The sequence below is a fragment of the Sphingomonas sp. AOB5 genome (assembly GCF_029433115.1).
Classification (GTDB): domain Bacteria; phylum Pseudomonadota; class Alphaproteobacteria; order Sphingomonadales; family Sphingomonadaceae; genus Sphingomonas.
The window spans coordinates 22,582-38,721 of sequence record NZ_JARNTV010000038.1; the positions used below are offsets into that span (position 1 = coordinate 22,582).

The following is a 16,140-nucleotide window of genomic DNA, read 5'->3' on the forward strand; positions in this document are numbered from 1 at the left end:
TACCCCTCCACCGCTTCGCGGTCCCCCTCCCCCTCCGGGGGAGGATTTTCGTCACAAGGCCGAATGTCGATATTGCCTACATCGCGCCATGCCCCGGCGCGGCCAGCATCCAGATCGCCATCGCGACCATCATCACATTCTCGGTCAGCGACAGGAAGCCGAGCGGCACGTTGCTGTCGCCGCCGACACAGGCGCATTTCAGCTCGCGCTTGTCGATATAGACGGCCTTGAACACCGAGACCGCGCCGATCCCGCCAATGAATAGCGCGACGGGTGCGGAGAGCCAGGTCAGGGCACCCGCGGCCATCAGCACGCCCGCGCCCGCCTCGGCGAAGGGGTAGATCTTGCCATAAGGCACCCAGCGCTTCGCCAGCAGGTCGTAGTTCAGGAACATGGTCGAGAAGCGCTCGACATCCTGCAGCTTGAGCATCGCGAGCACGCACATGCTGAAGGCGATGAACCATTCGCCCGCGCGGATGGTGAGGGGGGTGCCATAGGCGGCGTAACTGGCGGCCAGCGCCATCAGCGCGGTCATCGCGAACACGGCGATCACCGGGCGATAGGTCAGCGCCTTGGGATCGCGGACGGACAGGCCGAGGAACGCGCGCAGATCGTCATGGCCGCCGATCCGCTTGCCGTCGATGAAGGTCTGCGGCGTGGTCTTCACACCATGCTCGGCCTTGAACGCGTCGGTCTCCTCGCGCGTCGTCAGCCAGCGATCGTCCACCGCAAAGCCCCGCGACCGCAGCAGATGCAGCGCCTTCAGGCCATAGGGGCAGGTGTGGCCGGGCATCACCATGCGATAGAGGGTGGCGCGCTTTTCGGCGGGGGCGGTCATCGGCGGGTCTCCATTGTCCATGGACGGACCCGGCCCATATAGGGTCCGGACCATGGTACGGAGTCAAGGCGTGGCAATGACGATAGCGGGGCTGGCGAAATCGGCCGGGGTGGGCGTGGAGACGGTCCGCTATTATCAGCGGCGCGGGCTGATCGGCACGCCCGAACGCAGCGGTGGGTCGGGGATCGGCGGCGGCATAAGGCGCTACGACGATGGCGATGTGCGGCGGCTGGGGTTCATCCGTTCGGCACAGGCGGCGGGCTTCACGCTGGAGCAGATCGGCGAATTGCTGTCGCTCGATGCCGGGCATGATCATGCCCGGGCGCGAAAGCTGGCGCGGGAGCGGATCGCGGCGCTGGACGCGAAGATCGCCGAACTGGAGACGGCGCGTGCCTCGCTGCGCAAATTGGCGCGCGAATGTGCCGCCAGCACCGGGCCGTGCCCGATCCTGGAAGCGTTCGATTCGCCCGTGATTGATCCGGGTCATTGATATTCGGAGAAATTTCGGCTTCAGTTCGAAACGCTTAGGGATCACTCCACAAAACCGATGACCGACCAGGAACTGGCAAGGCGCCTCGATGCGCTCGCCGACCTTGCCATTCTGGACACTGCGCCGGAGCAGGGGTTCGACGATATCGTCGAACTGGCTTCGCATATCTGCCGCACGCCGGTCGCTTTGGTCAGCCTGGTCGACCGCGATCGCCAATGGTTCAAGGCGGGCGTCGGCGTGGATATGTGCGAGACGCCGATCAGCCAGTCGGTCTGCCGGCACGGCATGGGCAGCACCGAGATGCTGATCATCCCGGACCTGACGATGGATCCGCGCACCGCCGCCAACACGCTGGTTACCGAGCCGCCGCATATCCGCTTCTATGCCGGGGCGCCGCTGGTGACGGCGGAGGGGGTGACGATCGGCATGTTGTGCGTGATCGACCTCGAGCCGCGGCCGGAGGGGCTGACGGACGAGCAGGCGAAGATGCTGCGTGCGCTGTCGCGGCAGGTGATCGCCCAGCTCGAACTGCGCAGCGCGCTGCGCGCCGCCGACGAGCATGAGAGCCGGCTGCGTGCGGCGCAGGAGGCGGGCGGGATCGGCACGTTCGAGCTGGATGTGGCGAGCAACGTCATGACGGTTTCGCCCGAATTCTGCCGGTTGTTCGGCGTGCCCATCGCCGAGACCTATGGCACAGCCGAGATCGAGGCGTTGGTCGATACATCGGATGGCACGGTGCATTCGACCACGCGTACCCGCGCCGACGGATCGGCGGAGGTGACGGTCGAGTATCGACTGCTGCCCCGCGAAGGCGTGCCTGCGCGCTGGATCAGCCGGCGCGCGGAATTCGTCCGCGATGAGGACGGCAATGTCACCCATATGCGCGGGATCGTCGGCGACGTGACCGAACGGCGGCTGGTCAATGACGAGATCGGCCACCGGATGAAGAACACGCTCAGCCTGGTGCAGGCGATCGCGGCGCATACGCTGCGGGTGATTCCGGATCGCGAGCCGGTGATCGAGTTCGACCGGCGGCTGCTGGCGCTGGCGGCGTCGCACGACGTGCTGCTTCGGAGCGGTACCGCGGCGCCGATGCGCTCGGCGGCGGTCGCGGCGCTCACCAACCTTACTGCGCAGGACCGTGTTTCGCTGGAGGGTCCGGAGGTCGAACTGAACAGCCAGGCGACCCTGTTCTTCTCGATGCTGGTGCACGAGCTGGCGACCAATGCGTTGAAATATGGCGCGCTCTCGGTTCCCGGCGGGCGTGTCGGCGTGACGTGGCGGATCGAGGGCGAGGATCTGGTGCTCGACTGGCATGAGCGCGGCGGCCCGCCTGTGACGCAGCCGACCCGCAAGGGCTTCGGATCGCGGCTGATCGAGCGCGGGCTGGGCGGCGCCGGTGCGGTGAAGATGGACTATCTGCCCACCGGTCTTGAAGCGACACTGCGCACGCCGCTGGACCAGATCCGCTAGACGCCCGCCGCGATCTCGAACCCGGGCAATCCGGGAACGTCCGCTTCGAACGCGAACAGATCGCCCGCACGCGGCTCGGCTTCCAGATCGGCCGGGCTGCAATGCTTGTTGGCGGTGGTGGCGTAGACGGTCTTCAGGTCCGGTCCGCCGAACGCGATCTTGGTGATCGCGCTTACGGGAAAGCGGATCGTTTCCAGTAATTCGCCGGCGGGCGAGTAACGGCGCACCGAGCAGCCCTTGTAGAGGCCGGTCCACACGCAGCCTTCGGCATCGACGGTGGGGCCGTCGGGATAGCCTTGTTCGTTGGGAATGGTCGCAAAGATGCGGCGATTGGCGAGGTGGCCCTTGTCGGTTACGTCGCAGGCATAGATGACGCCGCCCAGCGTATCGGTGTGGTAGCAGGTCTTACCGTCCGGGCTGAACGCCGGGCCGTTGGTAATCGAATAGAAGGGGCTTTCGGCGACACAGGCACCGTCTGCGCCGAGCCGCCAGATCGTGCCGGTGTCCGCGGTTTCGTTATCGTCCATCGTTCCGAACCACAGGCGGCCATGGCTATCGACGGTGCCGTCGTTCAGGCGATTATCCGGCAGGCCCGGCTCGGGATCGACCAGAGGCGTGAAGCTGCCGTCGCGTTCGTCGAACCGGGCGAGGCCGGTCTTCAGTCCTGCGATGAACCCGCCACCTGCGACCGGTAGCGCGAAACCGACCTGATCCGGCGCGTCCCAGCTTCGCTTGCCGCCGGTCGCGGGATCGTAGCGGTGGATGCGGTGGCTCTTGATGTCGGTGAACCACAGGGCCTTGTCGCGCGCGACCCAGACCGGCCCTTCGCCCAGCCGCGCGCCGAGCTGCCAGATGCTGACCGGCTCGCTGCGCTGGACGGGCATCAGCGCCAGCCTGCATCCACGAAATAGGTATGGCCGGTCACCAGCCGCGCATCGGCGGAGGCAAGGAACAGCGCCATGGCAGCGATGTCATCGGGCACCAGTCGGCCCTTGAGGCACTGTGCCGCGACGATCTCGGCCTCGCCTTCGGGCGTGTACCATTTGAGCTGGCGCGGGGTGCGGACATTGCCCGGCACGATGCAGACCGAGCGGATATTGTCGGGGCCGAGTTCGCGCGCGAGGCTGCGGGTCAGGCCTTCGATGGCGGCCTTGCTGGTCTGGTAGAGGGTGAGGCCCTCGAGCGCCAAATGCCACGAGATCGAGCCGAGATTGACGATCACGCCTTCGCCCTTTGCGCGCATGCCGGGGATCACCGCCTGCGCGCAGAAAAACTGATGCTTCAGGTTCACGTTGAGGCGGTTTTCCCAATATTCCTCGGTGATCTCGTCGATCGAGTGGCGATCGTCATTGGCGGCGTTGTTGATCAGGATATCGAACGCGCCATGCGCCTCGATCAGTTCGCGGATGCGGGCCTGCGTCGTGACGGTGTCGGTCAGGTCCATCTTGTGGAAGATGGGCGGCTGCTGTGCGGTCGAGAGGCTGGCGACGAGTTCGTTGGAATCATCTTCGGCAATGTCGAAGAAGGTGACGTCGCAACCCTGGCGGACGAACCCCTCGACGATGCCGGCGCCGATGCCCGATCCGCCGCCGGTCACCAGAACGCGCTTGCCCTTCAGGCTGGGATAGACCGCGCGCTGGTCTCGGGTCGTGGTCATGGGATCGGCTTCCGACATTTCGAATGATTTCCAATATAAATACAAAATGTGCCAGTAAAAAATTCAGCGCACATCAGGCGAAGATCTTTTGGGCGAGCAGCCCGCGGTCGGCGAGGTTGCGCATCAGGTCGCGGATGCCGAGCGCCCAGGGCGCCGCGGCCTTGGACGTGGTGACGCGATTGACCAGCTTGCCCAGCTTCGGACTGGAGATGCTGACCAGATCGCCGCTCTTGTGGGTGAAGCCGCGGCCGGGATGGTCGCGATCCTGGATCGGCGCGAACAGTGTGCCGAGGAACAGCGCGAAGCCGTCCGGATATTGATGCTCGCTCAGCGCCTGCCGGACCAGTTCGGTCGGATCGCGGCTGATCTGGCTCATCTTGTTGGCGCCTTCGAGGCGATAGCCCTCGGGACCCTCGATCAGCAGGTCGATCTCTGCGCCGCGGACATCGTCCATGGTGAAGTTCGCGTCGAACACGCGGATGAAGGGCCCGAGCGAGGTCGAGGCGTTATTGTCCTTGGCCTTGCCCAGCAGCAGTGCCGAGCGGCCCTCGAAATCGCGAAGATTGACGTCGTTGCCCAAGGTGGCGCCGCGGATCGTGCCGGTGGAATCGACGATCACCACCACTTCCGGCTCGGGATTGTTCCAGTCGCTGTCCGAACGCACGCCGATCTCGGCACCCCAGCCGACCGCGGAGAGGACGGGGGCCTTGGTGAACACCTCGGCATCGGGGCCGATCGCGACTTCCAGATATTGCGACCACATGCCGGCTTCGATCAGCGCGGCCTTCAGGTTCGCGGCTTCGGGGCTGCCGGGGACGACCGAGCGGATGCCCGATCCGACCTTGGCCTCCAGATCGCCGCGGATCGCCGCCGCCGCGCCGGAATCGCCGCGCGCGCGCTCCTCGATCACCCGCTCGATCGCCGAGACGGCGAAGGTGACGCCCGCCGCCTTCACGCATTGCAGGTCGATCGGGGCGAGCAGCATGTCGGCGGTGAGGTCTTCGATCGCACAGACGCGCTCACCCGAGAGGTTAGCGATATCATCGCGTTCGAGCAGATCGGCGACGGTAGGGGCCTCACGCGACACGTCCCACACGCTTCCGTCGCGCAGGATCACCGGGCTGGGGCCTGCTTCGCGCAGCACGCGCCCTACCAGAATCGCCTGATTCCAGTCGGTCGGCAGCATTTCAGGGCTGAACGCTTCCAAGACTCGATCCCCACCCGCACTTATCGTTTGATAGCGCTACCATTGGTTCGCGCACGCACGGCTGTCAAGGACGGACTGGGGGCGTCAGACGGTCAGGGGATCGATATGGGTCAGGATCTCGGCGACGATGGCGTCGGGGGTGCGCATCGCACCATCCTGAGTGGCGCGCACGACCCGCCACGGATCGAGCGGACCGTTGGCGAGCATGTCTTCATAATTGGCGCGGACGCGCTGCTGGAGCGCGACATCGGCTTCATGCTCGTCGAAGCTGCGATCGGTGTAGCTGCGCTGCGCCTTTTGCAGGATCATCGCGCGGGCGAGTTCCCATGGCGTGTCGAGATAGATGCACAGATCGGGCGAGGGCAGGGCGAACTGGCTGAGTTCGAGCGTGCCGATCCAGTCCATCAGCGGCCGGGCCTCGGCCGCGGGCACCTTGGCCGCCTGATAGGCCATGTTCGATGCGATATAGCGATCGAAGATCACCACATCGTGCGCTGCCTGCGCTTCGAGGATCGCCTCGCGCCATTCGAACCGGTCGAGCGCATAGAGCACGGCCGCCGCCTTGGGCGTGACCGGAACCGGGATTTCGCCAGCGAGGAAGCGGCCGATCGTCACCCCGCCCACGGTCTCGCCATAGCGCGGAAAGGCGATCACGACGGCCGAGCGGCCCTGCGCGACCAGCGTCTCGTGCAGGGTGCGCGCGGTGGTGGCCTTGCCGACGCCGTCGGCGCCTTCGATCGCGACGAGAATTCCCACTTTGCTGCGCTGTCCTGTCCGGTTGTGACCCCTCTCCTAGGCCAGCCGGACCCGGCTTGTCACCAGCGGGGACGACTACGGATGGGGAGAAGTCCGGAGGGGCCGCGCAAGCATCCTATAACTAGAATGGCCGCATTGGCATCTCGTGGCGGTTCGCTCCGTCCGTCCCTCCGGAAGCGGGCCGCCACGAGTAGCGTTAGGAGTCGAAGATGGCCGCGCGGTCATTACTGGTAACGATGATCGTACGCGATGCGGGGCTGCGCTCCGCATTGGTCGTACGACTGTCCGAAAGCTTCGATCTGCTCACCGCCGCGCGGTGGGATGCCGGGCTCGCCGCCCGCGCCCTGGTGCGTGCGCCCGCCGTGCTGGTCATCGACGAGCAGGCGCTGGTCGAGGATGCGTTTAGCTGGGTCGAACTTCTCGCCGGTGACCACGGCTTTGCCCGTATCGTCGTCATAACTGCCGACGCACCCGCGAACCCCGAACCGCAGCTTGTAATGCAGGTCGACCGGGAAACCGCGATGGCGGGTCTTCCCCAAATATTTTCCGACCTGACTGCGCTGAGTTAAGGCGCTTCAAGGCGGGATGTATAAGTAAAAACCCTTAAGCGCCGCGTCACGAACGCGCACCTAATTTACGCGTATCTAATTCGCGTTCGCAAACCATTCGACCGTGGGGACACCAGACGGTTCATGCTACTCGTACTGATCATCCATGAAGCTGGGTTACGCAGCTCGCTGGTGGCGCAATTGTCGCTCGCCGGGGCGAGCATCGTCACCGCCAAGGATGTCGACGATCCGATGCTGACCCGTAGCGTGCGCAAACCCTCGATCCTGGTCCTCGACCATGAATTCGTCGCCGCGCAGCAGGCGGGGTGGCTTGACGACGTGCTGGCCGAGCCGCGCTGGAACCGGCTGGTGGTGCTCGACGGACCGGCGGATTGTCCCGCCGACCCGCGCTGCATCGCCCTGGACGGGAAGAATGCAGCGGCATCGATCATGGCGAGCATGCCGGGATGGAAGGCGCAGCTGGTCGCCTGAGCGGGCCGCTCAGGCCTTGAACAGCCCCGCAGCAAAGGCGATGCGCAGCGCTTCGGACAGGCTGCGCACTTCCAGCTTTTCCATCAGGTTCGCGCGATAGATTTCCACCGTGCGCGGGCTGATATCCAGCTCATAGGCGATCACCTTGTTCGAACGGCCTTCGATCAGGCCCTTCAGCACGTCGGTCTCGCGTGGCGAGAGCTTGGCGATCTTGCCCTTGGCGGCGTCCAGCCGTGCGCTGGTCTCGCTCGATTCCTCCAGCGTGGCGAAGGCGCGTTCTAGCACCTGCATCAGCGCTTCGGCCTCATAGGGCTTTTCCATGAAATCGAGCGCACCGGCCTTCATCGCCTGCACCGCCAGCGCAACATTGCCCTGACCGGTGAGGATGATCGCGGCGAACTCACGCCCCTGGATCGATTCCAGCACGTCGAGGCCAGTCGAACCGGGCATGTGGAAGTCGAGCAGCACCACGCCGGGATCGAGATCGCCGGCTTCCTCAAGGAACGCATCGCCGGATCGGTAACTGCGGATGATCAGGTCGGATCTGACCGACAACAGGCTGTGCAGTGAAGCGCGAACGGCGTCGTCGTCGTCGACGATATATACTGTACGAGTCATTCCACACCCTCTTCCACCGCGGGCAAGGTGAAGCGAAATGTCGCGCCACCCTCCGGCTTGTTTTCAGCCGTCAATGCCCCGCCATGTGATTCGATGATACGCTTACTTATAGAAAGTCCAATACCCATTCCGCCGCCTCCGCTCTTGGTTGTGGTAAACCGCGAGAAAAGTTGTTCCAGAATTGAGTTCGGAATACCGGGGCCCGTATCGCTGACCTCGATTTCGATCATGTCGTCGTCAACCTTCCTGGAAATGATGGTAATCTGGCGACGACCCTTGGGTAACGTTCGCAAAGCCTCATTTGCATTTCTCAGAAGGTTTACGAGAACCTGCTGAACTTGGATTCGATCCGCATAGATTTGCTGCGCTGCGGGATCGAGATCATATTCCACCCTGATATGGAATTGGCTGGTGCCGACAAGCACCAATTCGACCGCGTCGCGAATGGTCCGCTCGACCGACTCGATCCGCATTTCGACGTCGCCGCCCTGGGTGAAGTCGCGCAGCCGGCGGATGATATGGCCGGCGCGCTGGGTTTGGTCTGCGCCGTGCTGCAGCATTTCCGAGACACGCTCGCCGCCCTCGCCATTATTGATCAGCATCCGCGCGGCGGCGAGGAAATTGGCGGTGGCGCTGAGCGGCTGGTTGAGCTCATGCGCGATGTCCGCGGCGAGTTCGCTCATCGCGCTCTGGCGTGAGACATGGGCAAGCTCCGCGCTGAGTTCGCTCAGGCGTTCCTCGGTCTGCAAACGCTCCGAAATGTCGCGGAAGAAGATGGTGACGAGCGTCTTGCCGTCGAATCGCGCCAGGTTGGTGCGGATCTCCATCGGGAATCGGCGGCCGTCCGCGGTCTCGCCGGTGACCGGGGCGGGGCGGCCGATCGCGCTGGTTTCCCGCGTGCGCGAGAAGCGGGCGAAGGCGGCCTCGGCCTGTTCGCGCTCGTCGGACGCGGCAAGCATGGTCAGCTTCAGGCCTAGCACATCCTCGGCACGATAGCCCCACAGCGCTTCGGCAGCCGCACTGAACTGGCGGATCATGCCATCCTGATCGACCACCACCATCGCATCGGGCACGGTTTCCAGGATCGAGCGGAGCTGGGCGGCGCGGGCGCGAAGTTCGGCCTCGCGCTCGTCGCGTTCGGTCACGTCGAGGATCACGCCGACGGTCCGCATCAGATTGCCGGAATCGTCGTAGAATGCGTGCGACGACCCCTCGACAGCGCGGACATTTCCGTTCGGCTGGATGAAGCGATAGCGATAGCTGAACGTATCGGCGCGTTCGGCCACGGTATGGGCGATGGTGTCGATGATGCGCTGAGCGTCCTGCGGATCGACCTGCGCGCGCCAGCTGTCGAAGTCGGACAGCGATCCCGGTACCAGCCCCAGCCGTTGCTCGGTGCCCGGCGACCATTCGAGCTTGCCGGTCTTCACATTCCATTCGAACACGCCCAGCTCATGCGCGCTGGTCGCGGTGGCGAGGCGTTCCTCGCTGATCCGCAGCGCGTCCATCGTGCCGTGCAGCCTATCCTGTTCCTTGGCGACGCGGGTGATCGCCCAATAGGTGATCAGGCCCACCGCGAGGATGTTGCCCAGCACCACCAGCAGCCGCGCGCTGAGCGGGGACAGCAGGCCGGCGCCCTCCATCCCGCTTTCCAGCAGCGAGGGGATGACCGGGAAGATCAGCACCGCGGGCAGCAGCAGCTGGAGCAGCCGTCCGCGCGGACGATCCGATCCCAGCAGACGCACCCAGCCGAAGCTGCTGTGCCAGAAGATATAGGCCGCGGTGAGCAGCAGGCCGATCACCGCGGAGGGGACCGAGATCGAATAGAGGCGGGCGACGGGATCGTCGGGCGATGCGAACACGATCATGATCGCGGCGGCCATCGCCACGCCCAGCGCGCAGCTGGCGATCAGGCTGGCGACCGCATCGCGCTGCCACGCGCCGCTGCTCGAGGCATAGCCGGCGAGCGCGAGCAGCAGGAAGATGGTGGTCGGCGTCGCGCCGGGCCGTCCGGGATGGGGGAAATTGAGTCCCTGGATCGAATCGTGGAACAGCAGCTGATCGACGCCCAGATCGACCCCCAGGCTGTTCTGGACCAGCGACAGGGTGGCGATCACGACCGGCGCGCCCCACAGGATGCGCGCTTCCTTCAGCCGGTTCTGGATCGCGGCGAGGAAGCCGAGCGACAGCGCGAGATAGCCGATGGTGGTGAGCGGCCAGGGCGGGCGGCTGGGCACGCCGAAGCCGCTCAACTCGCGCGATCCGATCACCCAGCCGAAAAAGGCGGCCAGGCTGCAGGCGCATGCGAGCGCCGCAAATCCGGTCGCGAGCTTCCTGCCTATGGGCCAATCGCCCATGCCTTGCCCGCCGTTACTCGTCACTGACAAAACTTTCCCGATCCCGGCTGTGCCCTCCGGGATATCAGTCACCTAACGCGATTCGTCGCGCGAGGAAATCCATTCATCCCATTGTGGTCTATCTTGCCAAAACACCTCCGCGCCGCGATCAATGGGGCATCACGGACGCGGTTCGATGCGCCGCGCCAAGGGGAGACCATAGTTGATCCGAACGATCCTGATGGCGGGTGCCGCCATATCGCTCGCCGCCTGTTCGACAGGCGGGGAGAAGCCCAAGACCGCTTCTGCCGAACCCGCCGCCAAGGCGCCTGGCAAGGGCAAGGGATATAACCACGATCCCTTCCCCTCGACCTACAAGCCCTATCCGGGCGTGCCGACTTTAGTGACCAACGTCACCATCCTCGACGGCGAAGGCGGGCGGATCGATGGCGGTTCGGTGCTGTTCAAGGACGGCAAGATCGTAGCGGTGGGCAAGGACCTGCCCGCCGAAGGCGCGACGGTGATCGACGGGCAGGGCAAGTATCTGACCCCCGGCGTGATCGATATCCACAGCCATCTGGGCGATTATCCCTCGCCCGGCGTGCAGGCCAATTCGGACGGCAACGAAGTGACCAACCCGGTCACCGCCGAAGTCTGGGCCGAGCATAGCGTGTGGCCGCAGGACCCGGGCTTTGCCCGCGCGCTGACCAATGGCGGCGTCACCACGCTGCAGATCCTGCCGGGCTCTGCGAACCTGTTCGGCGGGCGTTCGGTGGTACTCAAGAATGTCTATGCCCGCACGCCGCAGGGGATGAAGTTCCCCGGCGCGCCCTATGGCCTGAAGATGGCGTGCGGCGAGAACCCCAAGCGCGTCTATGGCAGCAAGGGCCGTTCGCCCTTCACCCGGATGGGTAACATCGCGGTGGACCGCCAGACCTGGGCCAAGGCGGTGGAATATGATCGCCGCTGGGATAAGTATGAGGAGAAGGGCGGCGAACCGCCCGCGCGCGATATCCAGATGGATACGCTGCGCGGCGTGCTCGACGGCGAGATCCTGGTGCAGAACCATTGCTACCGCGCCGACGAGATGGCGCTGGTGATGGATATGGCCAAGGAGTTCGGATACCGGGTGACCGCGTTCCATCACGCGGTTGAGGCCTATAAGATCGCCGACCTGCTCAAGGCCAACAACAGCTGCGCCGCGGTGTGGGCCGACTGGTACGGCTTCAAGATGGAAAGCTATGACGCGATCGGCGAGAATCTCGCCATCCTCGAGAAGGAGGGCGCGTGCGCGATGATCCATTCGGACGACGCGAACGGCATCCAGCGGCTCAATCAGGAAGTCGCCAAGGCGCGCCAGTCGGGCATCCGCGCCGGCTTTCCGATCAGCGAGGAAACCGCCTGGAAGTGGCTGGCGATCAATCCGGCGCGCGCGCTGGGGATCGATCAGCAGACCGGCAGCCTGAAGCCCGGCAAGATGGCGGACGTGGTGCTGTGGAACGGCAATCCGTTCAGCGTCTACACGCGGCCGCAGATGGTCTGGGTCGACGGCGCACTGCTCTATGACGCGAACAATCCGAAATTGCGGCCGGTCTCCGATTTCGAGCTGGGCCAGCCGGGCGAAGGGGATGTGAAGTGATGAAGAAGCTCCTTCTGGGCGCCGCAGCCGCGGCCATCGCTTTCGCTGCTCCCGCACTCGCGCAGGACGTTGCGATCACCAATGCGAAGCTGGTCATCGGCGATGGCGCCGGACCGGTGGAGGGCGGCACCGTCGTCATCCGGGCGGGCCGCGTGGTCGCCGCAGGGCCGGGCGTGGCGGTGCCCGCGGGCATGCGCGTGATCGATGCCAAGGGGCGCTGGGTCTCGCCCGGCATCTTCGCGGGCTTCACCCGCCTGGGCATCGTCGAAGTCGATGCGGTGGATGAGACCAACGACGCCAATGCCGGCGGATCGCCGTTCAACGCGTCGCTCGACGTGTCGTTTGCGGTCAATCCCAAGAGCACGCCGATCGCGCTCAACCGGGCCGAGGGCGTCACCCGCGCGGTGGTCGCGCCGGGCGATTCCAGCTCGATCTTCCGCGGGCAGGGCGCGATCATCGATCTGGGCGCGGACATGAATGCGGTCAGCCAGCCGCGCGCTTTCCAGTTCCTGGAATATGGCGAGAGCGGTGCGGGCGAATCCGGCGGCAGCCGCGCGGCCGCCATCGCGACGCTGCGCAACGCGCTGTTCGAGGCGCGCGAATATTCGCGCAATCCGGGCCGCTATCTCGATCGCGGCAAGGATGCGTTCCTGACCCGCGCCGATGCCGATGCGCTGGTGCCGGTGATCACGGGCCGCGTGCCGCTGCTGATCCATGTCGAGCGGGCGTCGGATATCCTTGTGGTGCTCGACCTGAAGCGCGAGATGCCGTCGCTGCGGATCGTGCTGGTCGGCGTGACCGAGGGCTGGACCGTGGCGCGCGAGATCGCGGCATCGGGCGTGCCGGTGATCGCGACGGCGCTGGCTGATCTGCCTTCCTCGTTCGAATCGCTGGCGGCTACCCAGTCGAACATCGGGCGGATGAAGGCGGCGGGCGTGCTGGTCGGGATCGGCATGATCAATGACGACGACACGCGTCAGGCACGGCTGGTGAAGCAATATGCCGGCAATCTGGTGGCGCTGAACCGCATTCCGGGTGCCAGCGGTCTCGACTGGGGTTCGGCCTTCGCCGCGATCAGCTCGAAGCCGGCCGAGGCGATGGGGATGGGAGCCGAATATGGCTCGCTCAGGCCCGGCCGCCGCGGCGACGTGGTGATCTGGGACGGCGATCCGCTGGAACTGGGCACTGCCGCGGTGACGGTGATCATCGACGGCGTCGAGCAGCCGCTGGCCAATCGCCAGACGCGCCTGCGCGAACGTTACTGGGATCCCAAGGAAAAGGCGCTTCCCAAGGCCTATGAGTATTGAGGGAACGCACGGACAAGCGGCGCATTGAACCGCAAAAGGAGACGGAGATGAGCAAGGTCTGGATGGGCGTCGCGGTGCTGGCCATCGCGCTTGCCGGGTGCAAGCCGGCGGCGGAGAATGCCGTGGTGGCGAATGACGATGCGGCTAACCTCGTCATTCCGCCCGACGAGGACGGTGCGGAAGGCAATGCGATCGGCAACGAAGCGGCGCCGGAGAATGCGACCGCCGCGGTACTCGCCTTGCCGGAATATCAGCGCAACCAGGTGTTCGTGCGCGCGATCATGGATGCGGAATTCCGCTGCGATGGCGTGGTCAAGTCCGAGCGGGTCGCGGACGTGCAGGGCCTTCCGGCCTGGCGTGCCGACTGCAAGGACGGGCTGAGCCATGTGGTGAGCGTGAAGGCCGACGGCACCGCCATCGTGATGAGCCGCGCCGACTGACGGCTTCGGCATAGTCCGGATACAAAAAAGGGGAGGCCGGGCGACCGGCCTCCCCGATTTTTTCGTGCGGTGCGGCTCAGAGGCCGACCACGCCGCCGTCATTCTTGGTGATCACGACGATCGCCGAACGCGGACGCACCGTGGCGCCGGCGGTGCCTGTCGCCTGGCTGTCCGGCCAGTGGCTCGACGGCGCCGCAGCGGTGCCGTTTTCGCCCGGATGCTGGATGCCGACGAACAGCGTGCGGCCGTCCGGGGTGGTGTCCACGCCGGTCAGCTCGCATTCGAGCGGGCCGACCAGGAAGCGCTTCAGTGTTGCCGCCGTCGCAGCCGCACCGACGCGGGTGGTCTGGGTGGCAGTGGCGCCGCCCGAGCCGACATTGGTGATGGTGCGCACGCCGCCGTCACCGACGCTGCCCGGCATCGCCAGCAGCATCTGGTTGTTGGTGCGATCGGTGAAGGCACCGTCGTCGGTCTGGATCCACAGCACCGGCTTGACCAGGCCCGAGGCGTTCTGCGGGCGGCCGAACCACAGGCCGTCGGGCGACGAGAAGTCGTTGTCCGCGGTGAGGCCCGACAGGTTGACGTCGGCGTTCGAATCCGCCGAGTCCGCGCCGAACAGATAGATGTCCCAGGTGAAGCCGGTTGCGGCCGGATCGTCCGCATTCTCGCGCAGGCGCAGGATGTGGCCGTTCGGGTTGCCGAACTGGTTGGTCGCCGGGGTGCCGCGCGGATCGTTATAGTGGCGCGGGTTGGCGGCGTCGGTGCCGGTCAGCGGACGCAGCGTGGCGTTGTTGTTGGTCAGCGTCAGGAAGATTTCGCCGGTGACGTTGTTGGTCGCGGTCCATTCCGGACGATCCATCTTGGTCGCGCCGACAGCGTCGCCTGCCAGACGGGTGTTGATCAGAATGTCGTTCTGGTCGGCGAAGGTATAGGCGACGTCCGAACCCTGTGCCGGGCGGGCCGGAACCGAACCGAACACCAGCGGCAGCCAGACGCCCGTGCCGTCCGCATTGAACTTGGCGACATAGAGCGTGCCGGCGTCGAGATACTTGTCGCCGATCGCGAGACGATTGGCGGCAGTGGCGTCGGCAGCGTCCCAGTTCGCGTTCGAGACGAACTTGTAGAAATATTCGCCGCGGGCGTCGTCGCCCAGATACACGGCCAGCTTCTTGCCGGCGGTGAACTTGCCGTACCAGGCGCCCTCATGGTTGAAGCGGCCGAGCGCGGTGCGCTTGCGCGGCGCCTGGCTCTTGTCATACGGATCGAACTCGACGCACCAGCCGAACTGATTGAGTTCGTTGCGGAAATCGAGCGTGGCGTCGATGCCGCCGGCAACGCAGTTCCAGCGCGCATAGCTGGTGTCCGCACCGCTGGCCGGGACCACCGTTTCCCAGCGATAGCTGCTGGCGGTGACGTTGGTGAAGCCGTAGCGACGCAGCGCGACCATTTCGCGAGCGGTGCGGTTCACGTCGTCGGTCGCCGGGCGGCGGAAGTAACCGGCCCAGTTTTCCTCGCAGGTGATGTTGGTGCCCCACAAGGTGTGGCCGTTGGCGCAGTTGTTGATCGTGCCGCGGCCGGCAACGCCGGTCGGCGAATAGAGGGTGCGCAGCGAGGCATGGCCGCGGACCGGGCCGTTGAACACGGTCGGGGTCAGCGGGGTGATGCGGCGGTTGAACGACGAGTTCTGGACATAGGCCCAGGCGCGGCCGGCACCTTCGGCGCACTCGACGACGCTGACGCCATGCGCTTCGATTTCCTTGATCGCTTCGGCTTCGGGACGCGGCGAGGTGAGCGTCGGGCCGGCGGGGTGGAGGTACTGGATGTTCAGATTCTCGTGGTTCTGAACCATCAGGCCGCGGGTCGAGGCATTGTCGTCGCGGGCACCGGCGGCGCTGAGGCCGTACCAGTAGAGCGCGTCGCCATGATCGCCGATGCGGGCGCCGAAATTGGTGTCGGTGCCGTCATTGGCATAGGCCGCAACGCCCGACGCGATCGGATCGCCCAGGCGGGTGAGGATCTGCACGCTGTAGCCGGCGGGCACGGTGACCACGTCGTTGCGGTTCTTCGCGATCGAATTGAAGCCCATCACCGCCGGGCTGACGACGACGCTGGTAGAGACGTTGGCCTGCGCGCCACTCGGGGTCGCGCTGACGAACATGAACGACAGGGTGGTCGCGGTCGCGACGCTGGGCGCGAGGAAGGTCGCGGTGGTCGCGTTGGGGACGCTGAGCGTGACGGTCGGGCCCGCGGTCTGCGTCCACGAGGTTGCGCTGCCGCTGCCGGCGGTGGTGGTGCCGGTCAGGGTGACGACGCGGCCCGACGTGGTGGCGCCGGTCGAG

15 protein-coding genes are annotated in these 16,140 nt (G+C 65.6%); 7 read left to right on the plus strand and 8 right to left on the minus strand.

Annotated elements, in window-relative coordinates; all coding sequences use genetic code 11:
* Nucleotides 1-76: 76 nt before the first annotated feature.
* Nucleotides 77-838, minus strand: coding sequence for a glutaredoxin (locus P1X14_RS14990; protein WP_277316193.1), 762 nt, complete (start codon nucleotides 836-838; stop codon nucleotides 77-79).
* A 70-nt stretch (nucleotides 839-908) separates the two neighbouring features.
* Between P1X14_RS14990 and P1X14_RS14995 the strand changes: the two genes are divergently transcribed.
* Both P1X14_RS14995 and P1X14_RS15000 read left to right on the plus strand, forming a co-directional pair.
* Nucleotides 909-1,328 carry a MerR family DNA-binding protein gene (locus tag P1X14_RS14995; protein ID WP_277316194.1) on the plus strand — a complete coding sequence of 140 codons (420 nt, stop codon included), beginning with the start codon at nucleotides 909-911 and terminating at the stop codon, nucleotides 1,326-1,328.
* Between the two features lie 57 nt (nucleotides 1,329-1,385).
* Nucleotides 1,386-2,801, plus strand: a complete 1,416-nt coding sequence (locus P1X14_RS15000; protein ID WP_277316195.1) for an HWE histidine kinase domain-containing protein — start codon at nucleotides 1,386-1,388, stop codon at nucleotides 2,799-2,801.
* Here P1X14_RS15000 and P1X14_RS15005 read toward each other — a convergent pair.
* From P1X14_RS15005 to tmk, 4 genes are all read right to left on the minus strand, one after another.
* Nucleotides 2,798-3,685, minus strand: coding sequence for an SMP-30/gluconolactonase/LRE family protein (locus tag P1X14_RS15005; protein WP_277316196.1), 888 nt, complete (start codon nucleotides 3,683-3,685; stop codon nucleotides 2,798-2,800). The genes P1X14_RS15000 and P1X14_RS15005 overlap by 4 nt on opposite strands.
* On the minus strand, nucleotides 3,685-4,476 hold the full coding sequence (locus P1X14_RS15010) for an SDR family oxidoreductase (protein ID WP_277316197.1): 792 nt from the start codon (nucleotides 4,474-4,476) through the stop codon (nucleotides 3,685-3,687). The genes P1X14_RS15005 and P1X14_RS15010 overlap by 1 nt, the downstream gene beginning before the upstream one ends.
* A gap of 55 nt (nucleotides 4,477-4,531) precedes the next feature.
* A complete protein-coding gene (locus tag P1X14_RS15015; RefSeq protein WP_277316207.1) occupies nucleotides 4,532-5,644 on the minus strand; it encodes a fumarylacetoacetate hydrolase family protein in 1,113 nt (370 codons plus the stop codon).
* A 105-nt stretch (nucleotides 5,645-5,749) separates the two neighbouring features.
* Nucleotides 5,750-6,421 (minus strand): dTMP kinase, encoded by a 672-nt coding sequence (tmk, locus tag P1X14_RS15020; protein WP_277316198.1) that lies wholly within the window; start codon nucleotides 6,419-6,421, stop codon nucleotides 5,750-5,752.
* A 236-nt stretch (nucleotides 6,422-6,657) separates the two neighbouring features.
* On the opposite strand from tmk, the gene P1X14_RS15025 reads away from it, so the two are divergent.
* Entirely contained in the window at nucleotides 6,658-6,990 is a 333-nt protein-coding gene (locus tag P1X14_RS15025; RefSeq protein WP_277316199.1) for a hypothetical protein, read from the plus strand.
* Between the two features lie 123 nt (nucleotides 6,991-7,113).
* Nucleotides 7,114-7,461 carry a hypothetical protein gene (locus P1X14_RS15030; protein WP_277316200.1) on the plus strand — a complete coding sequence of 116 codons (348 nt, stop codon included), beginning with the start codon at nucleotides 7,114-7,116 and terminating at the stop codon, nucleotides 7,459-7,461.
* A 9-nt stretch (nucleotides 7,462-7,470) separates the two neighbouring features.
* Here P1X14_RS15030 and P1X14_RS15035 read toward each other — a convergent pair whose 3' ends face one another.
* Both P1X14_RS15035 and P1X14_RS15040 read right to left on the minus strand, forming a co-directional pair.
* Nucleotides 7,471-8,079, minus strand: a complete 609-nt coding sequence (locus P1X14_RS15035; RefSeq protein ID WP_277316201.1) for a response regulator — start codon at nucleotides 8,077-8,079, stop codon at nucleotides 7,471-7,473.
* Nucleotides 8,076-10,436: a PAS domain S-box protein gene (locus P1X14_RS15040; protein ID WP_277316202.1), complete on the minus strand. Its 2,361-nt coding sequence runs from the start codon at nucleotides 10,434-10,436 to the stop codon at nucleotides 8,076-8,078. Before P1X14_RS15040 ends, P1X14_RS15035 begins: the two co-directional genes overlap by 4 nt.
* A 220-nt stretch (nucleotides 10,437-10,656) precedes the next feature.
* On the opposite strand from P1X14_RS15040, the gene P1X14_RS15045 reads away from it, so the two are divergent.
* The 3 genes from P1X14_RS15045 to P1X14_RS15055 are packed head-to-tail and all read left to right on the plus strand — an operon-like array spanning nucleotide 10,657 to nucleotide 13,801.
* The gene (locus tag P1X14_RS15045; RefSeq protein WP_277316208.1) at nucleotides 10,657-12,054 is read left to right on the plus strand and encodes an amidohydrolase; all 1,398 of its coding nucleotides are present in this window, start codon (nucleotides 10,657-10,659) and stop codon (nucleotides 12,052-12,054) included.
* A complete protein-coding gene (locus P1X14_RS15050; protein WP_277316203.1) occupies nucleotides 12,054-13,361 on the plus strand; it encodes an amidohydrolase family protein in 1,308 nt (435 codons plus the stop codon). Before P1X14_RS15045 ends, P1X14_RS15050 begins: the two co-directional genes overlap by 1 nt.
* A 47-nt stretch (nucleotides 13,362-13,408) precedes the next feature.
* Nucleotides 13,409-13,801 (plus strand): hypothetical protein, encoded by a 393-nt coding sequence (locus P1X14_RS15055; protein WP_277316204.1) that lies wholly within the window; start codon nucleotides 13,409-13,411, stop codon nucleotides 13,799-13,801.
* Nucleotides 13,802-13,877: 76 nt separating this feature from the next.
* On the opposite strand, the gene P1X14_RS15060 is transcribed toward P1X14_RS15055, so the two are convergent.
* Nucleotides 13,878-16,140, minus strand: a 2,263-nt coding sequence (locus P1X14_RS15060; protein ID WP_277316205.1) for an alkaline phosphatase PhoX, incomplete at its 5' end; no start/stop codon positions are given.

What these genes read in the sequence shown, in the direction of transcription:
- P1X14_RS15050 (WP_277316203.1), top strand. Translation starts at nt 12,054, where the DNA reads ATGAAGAAGCTCCTTCTGGGCGCCGCAGCCGCGGCCATCGCTTTCGCT.
- P1X14_RS15010 (WP_277316197.1), bottom strand. Translation starts at nt 4,476, where the DNA reads ATGTCGGAAGCCGATCCCATGACCACGACCCGAGACCAGCGCGCGGTC.
- P1X14_RS15040 (WP_277316202.1), bottom strand. Translation starts at nt 10,436, where the DNA reads ATGGGCGATTGGCCCATAGGCAGGAAGCTCGCGACCGGATTTGCGGCG.
- P1X14_RS14990 (WP_277316193.1), bottom strand. Translation starts at nt 838, where the DNA reads ATGACCGCCCCCGCCGAAAAGCGCGCCACCCTCTATCGCATGGTGATG.
- P1X14_RS15045 (WP_277316208.1), top strand. Translation starts at nt 10,657, where the DNA reads ATGGCGGGTGCCGCCATATCGCTCGCCGCCTGTTCGACAGGCGGGGAG.
- P1X14_RS15035 (WP_277316201.1), bottom strand. Translation starts at nt 8,079, where the DNA reads ATGACTCGTACAGTATATATCGTCGACGACGACGACGCCGTTCGCGCT.
- P1X14_RS15005 (WP_277316196.1), bottom strand. Translation starts at nt 3,685, where the DNA reads ATGCCCGTCCAGCGCAGCGAGCCGGTCAGCATCTGGCAGCTCGGCGCG.
- P1X14_RS15015 (WP_277316207.1), bottom strand. Translation starts at nt 5,644, where the DNA reads ATGCTGCCGACCGACTGGAATCAGGCGATTCTGGTAGGGCGCGTGCTG.
- P1X14_RS15055 (WP_277316204.1), top strand. Translation starts at nt 13,409, where the DNA reads ATGAGCAAGGTCTGGATGGGCGTCGCGGTGCTGGCCATCGCGCTTGCC.
- P1X14_RS15030 (WP_277316200.1), top strand. Translation starts at nt 7,114, where the DNA reads ATGCTACTCGTACTGATCATCCATGAAGCTGGGTTACGCAGCTCGCTG.
- P1X14_RS15025 (WP_277316199.1), top strand. Translation starts at nt 6,658, where the DNA reads ATGATCGTACGCGATGCGGGGCTGCGCTCCGCATTGGTCGTACGACTG.
- P1X14_RS15000 (WP_277316195.1), top strand. Translation starts at nt 1,386, where the DNA reads ATGACCGACCAGGAACTGGCAAGGCGCCTCGATGCGCTCGCCGACCTT.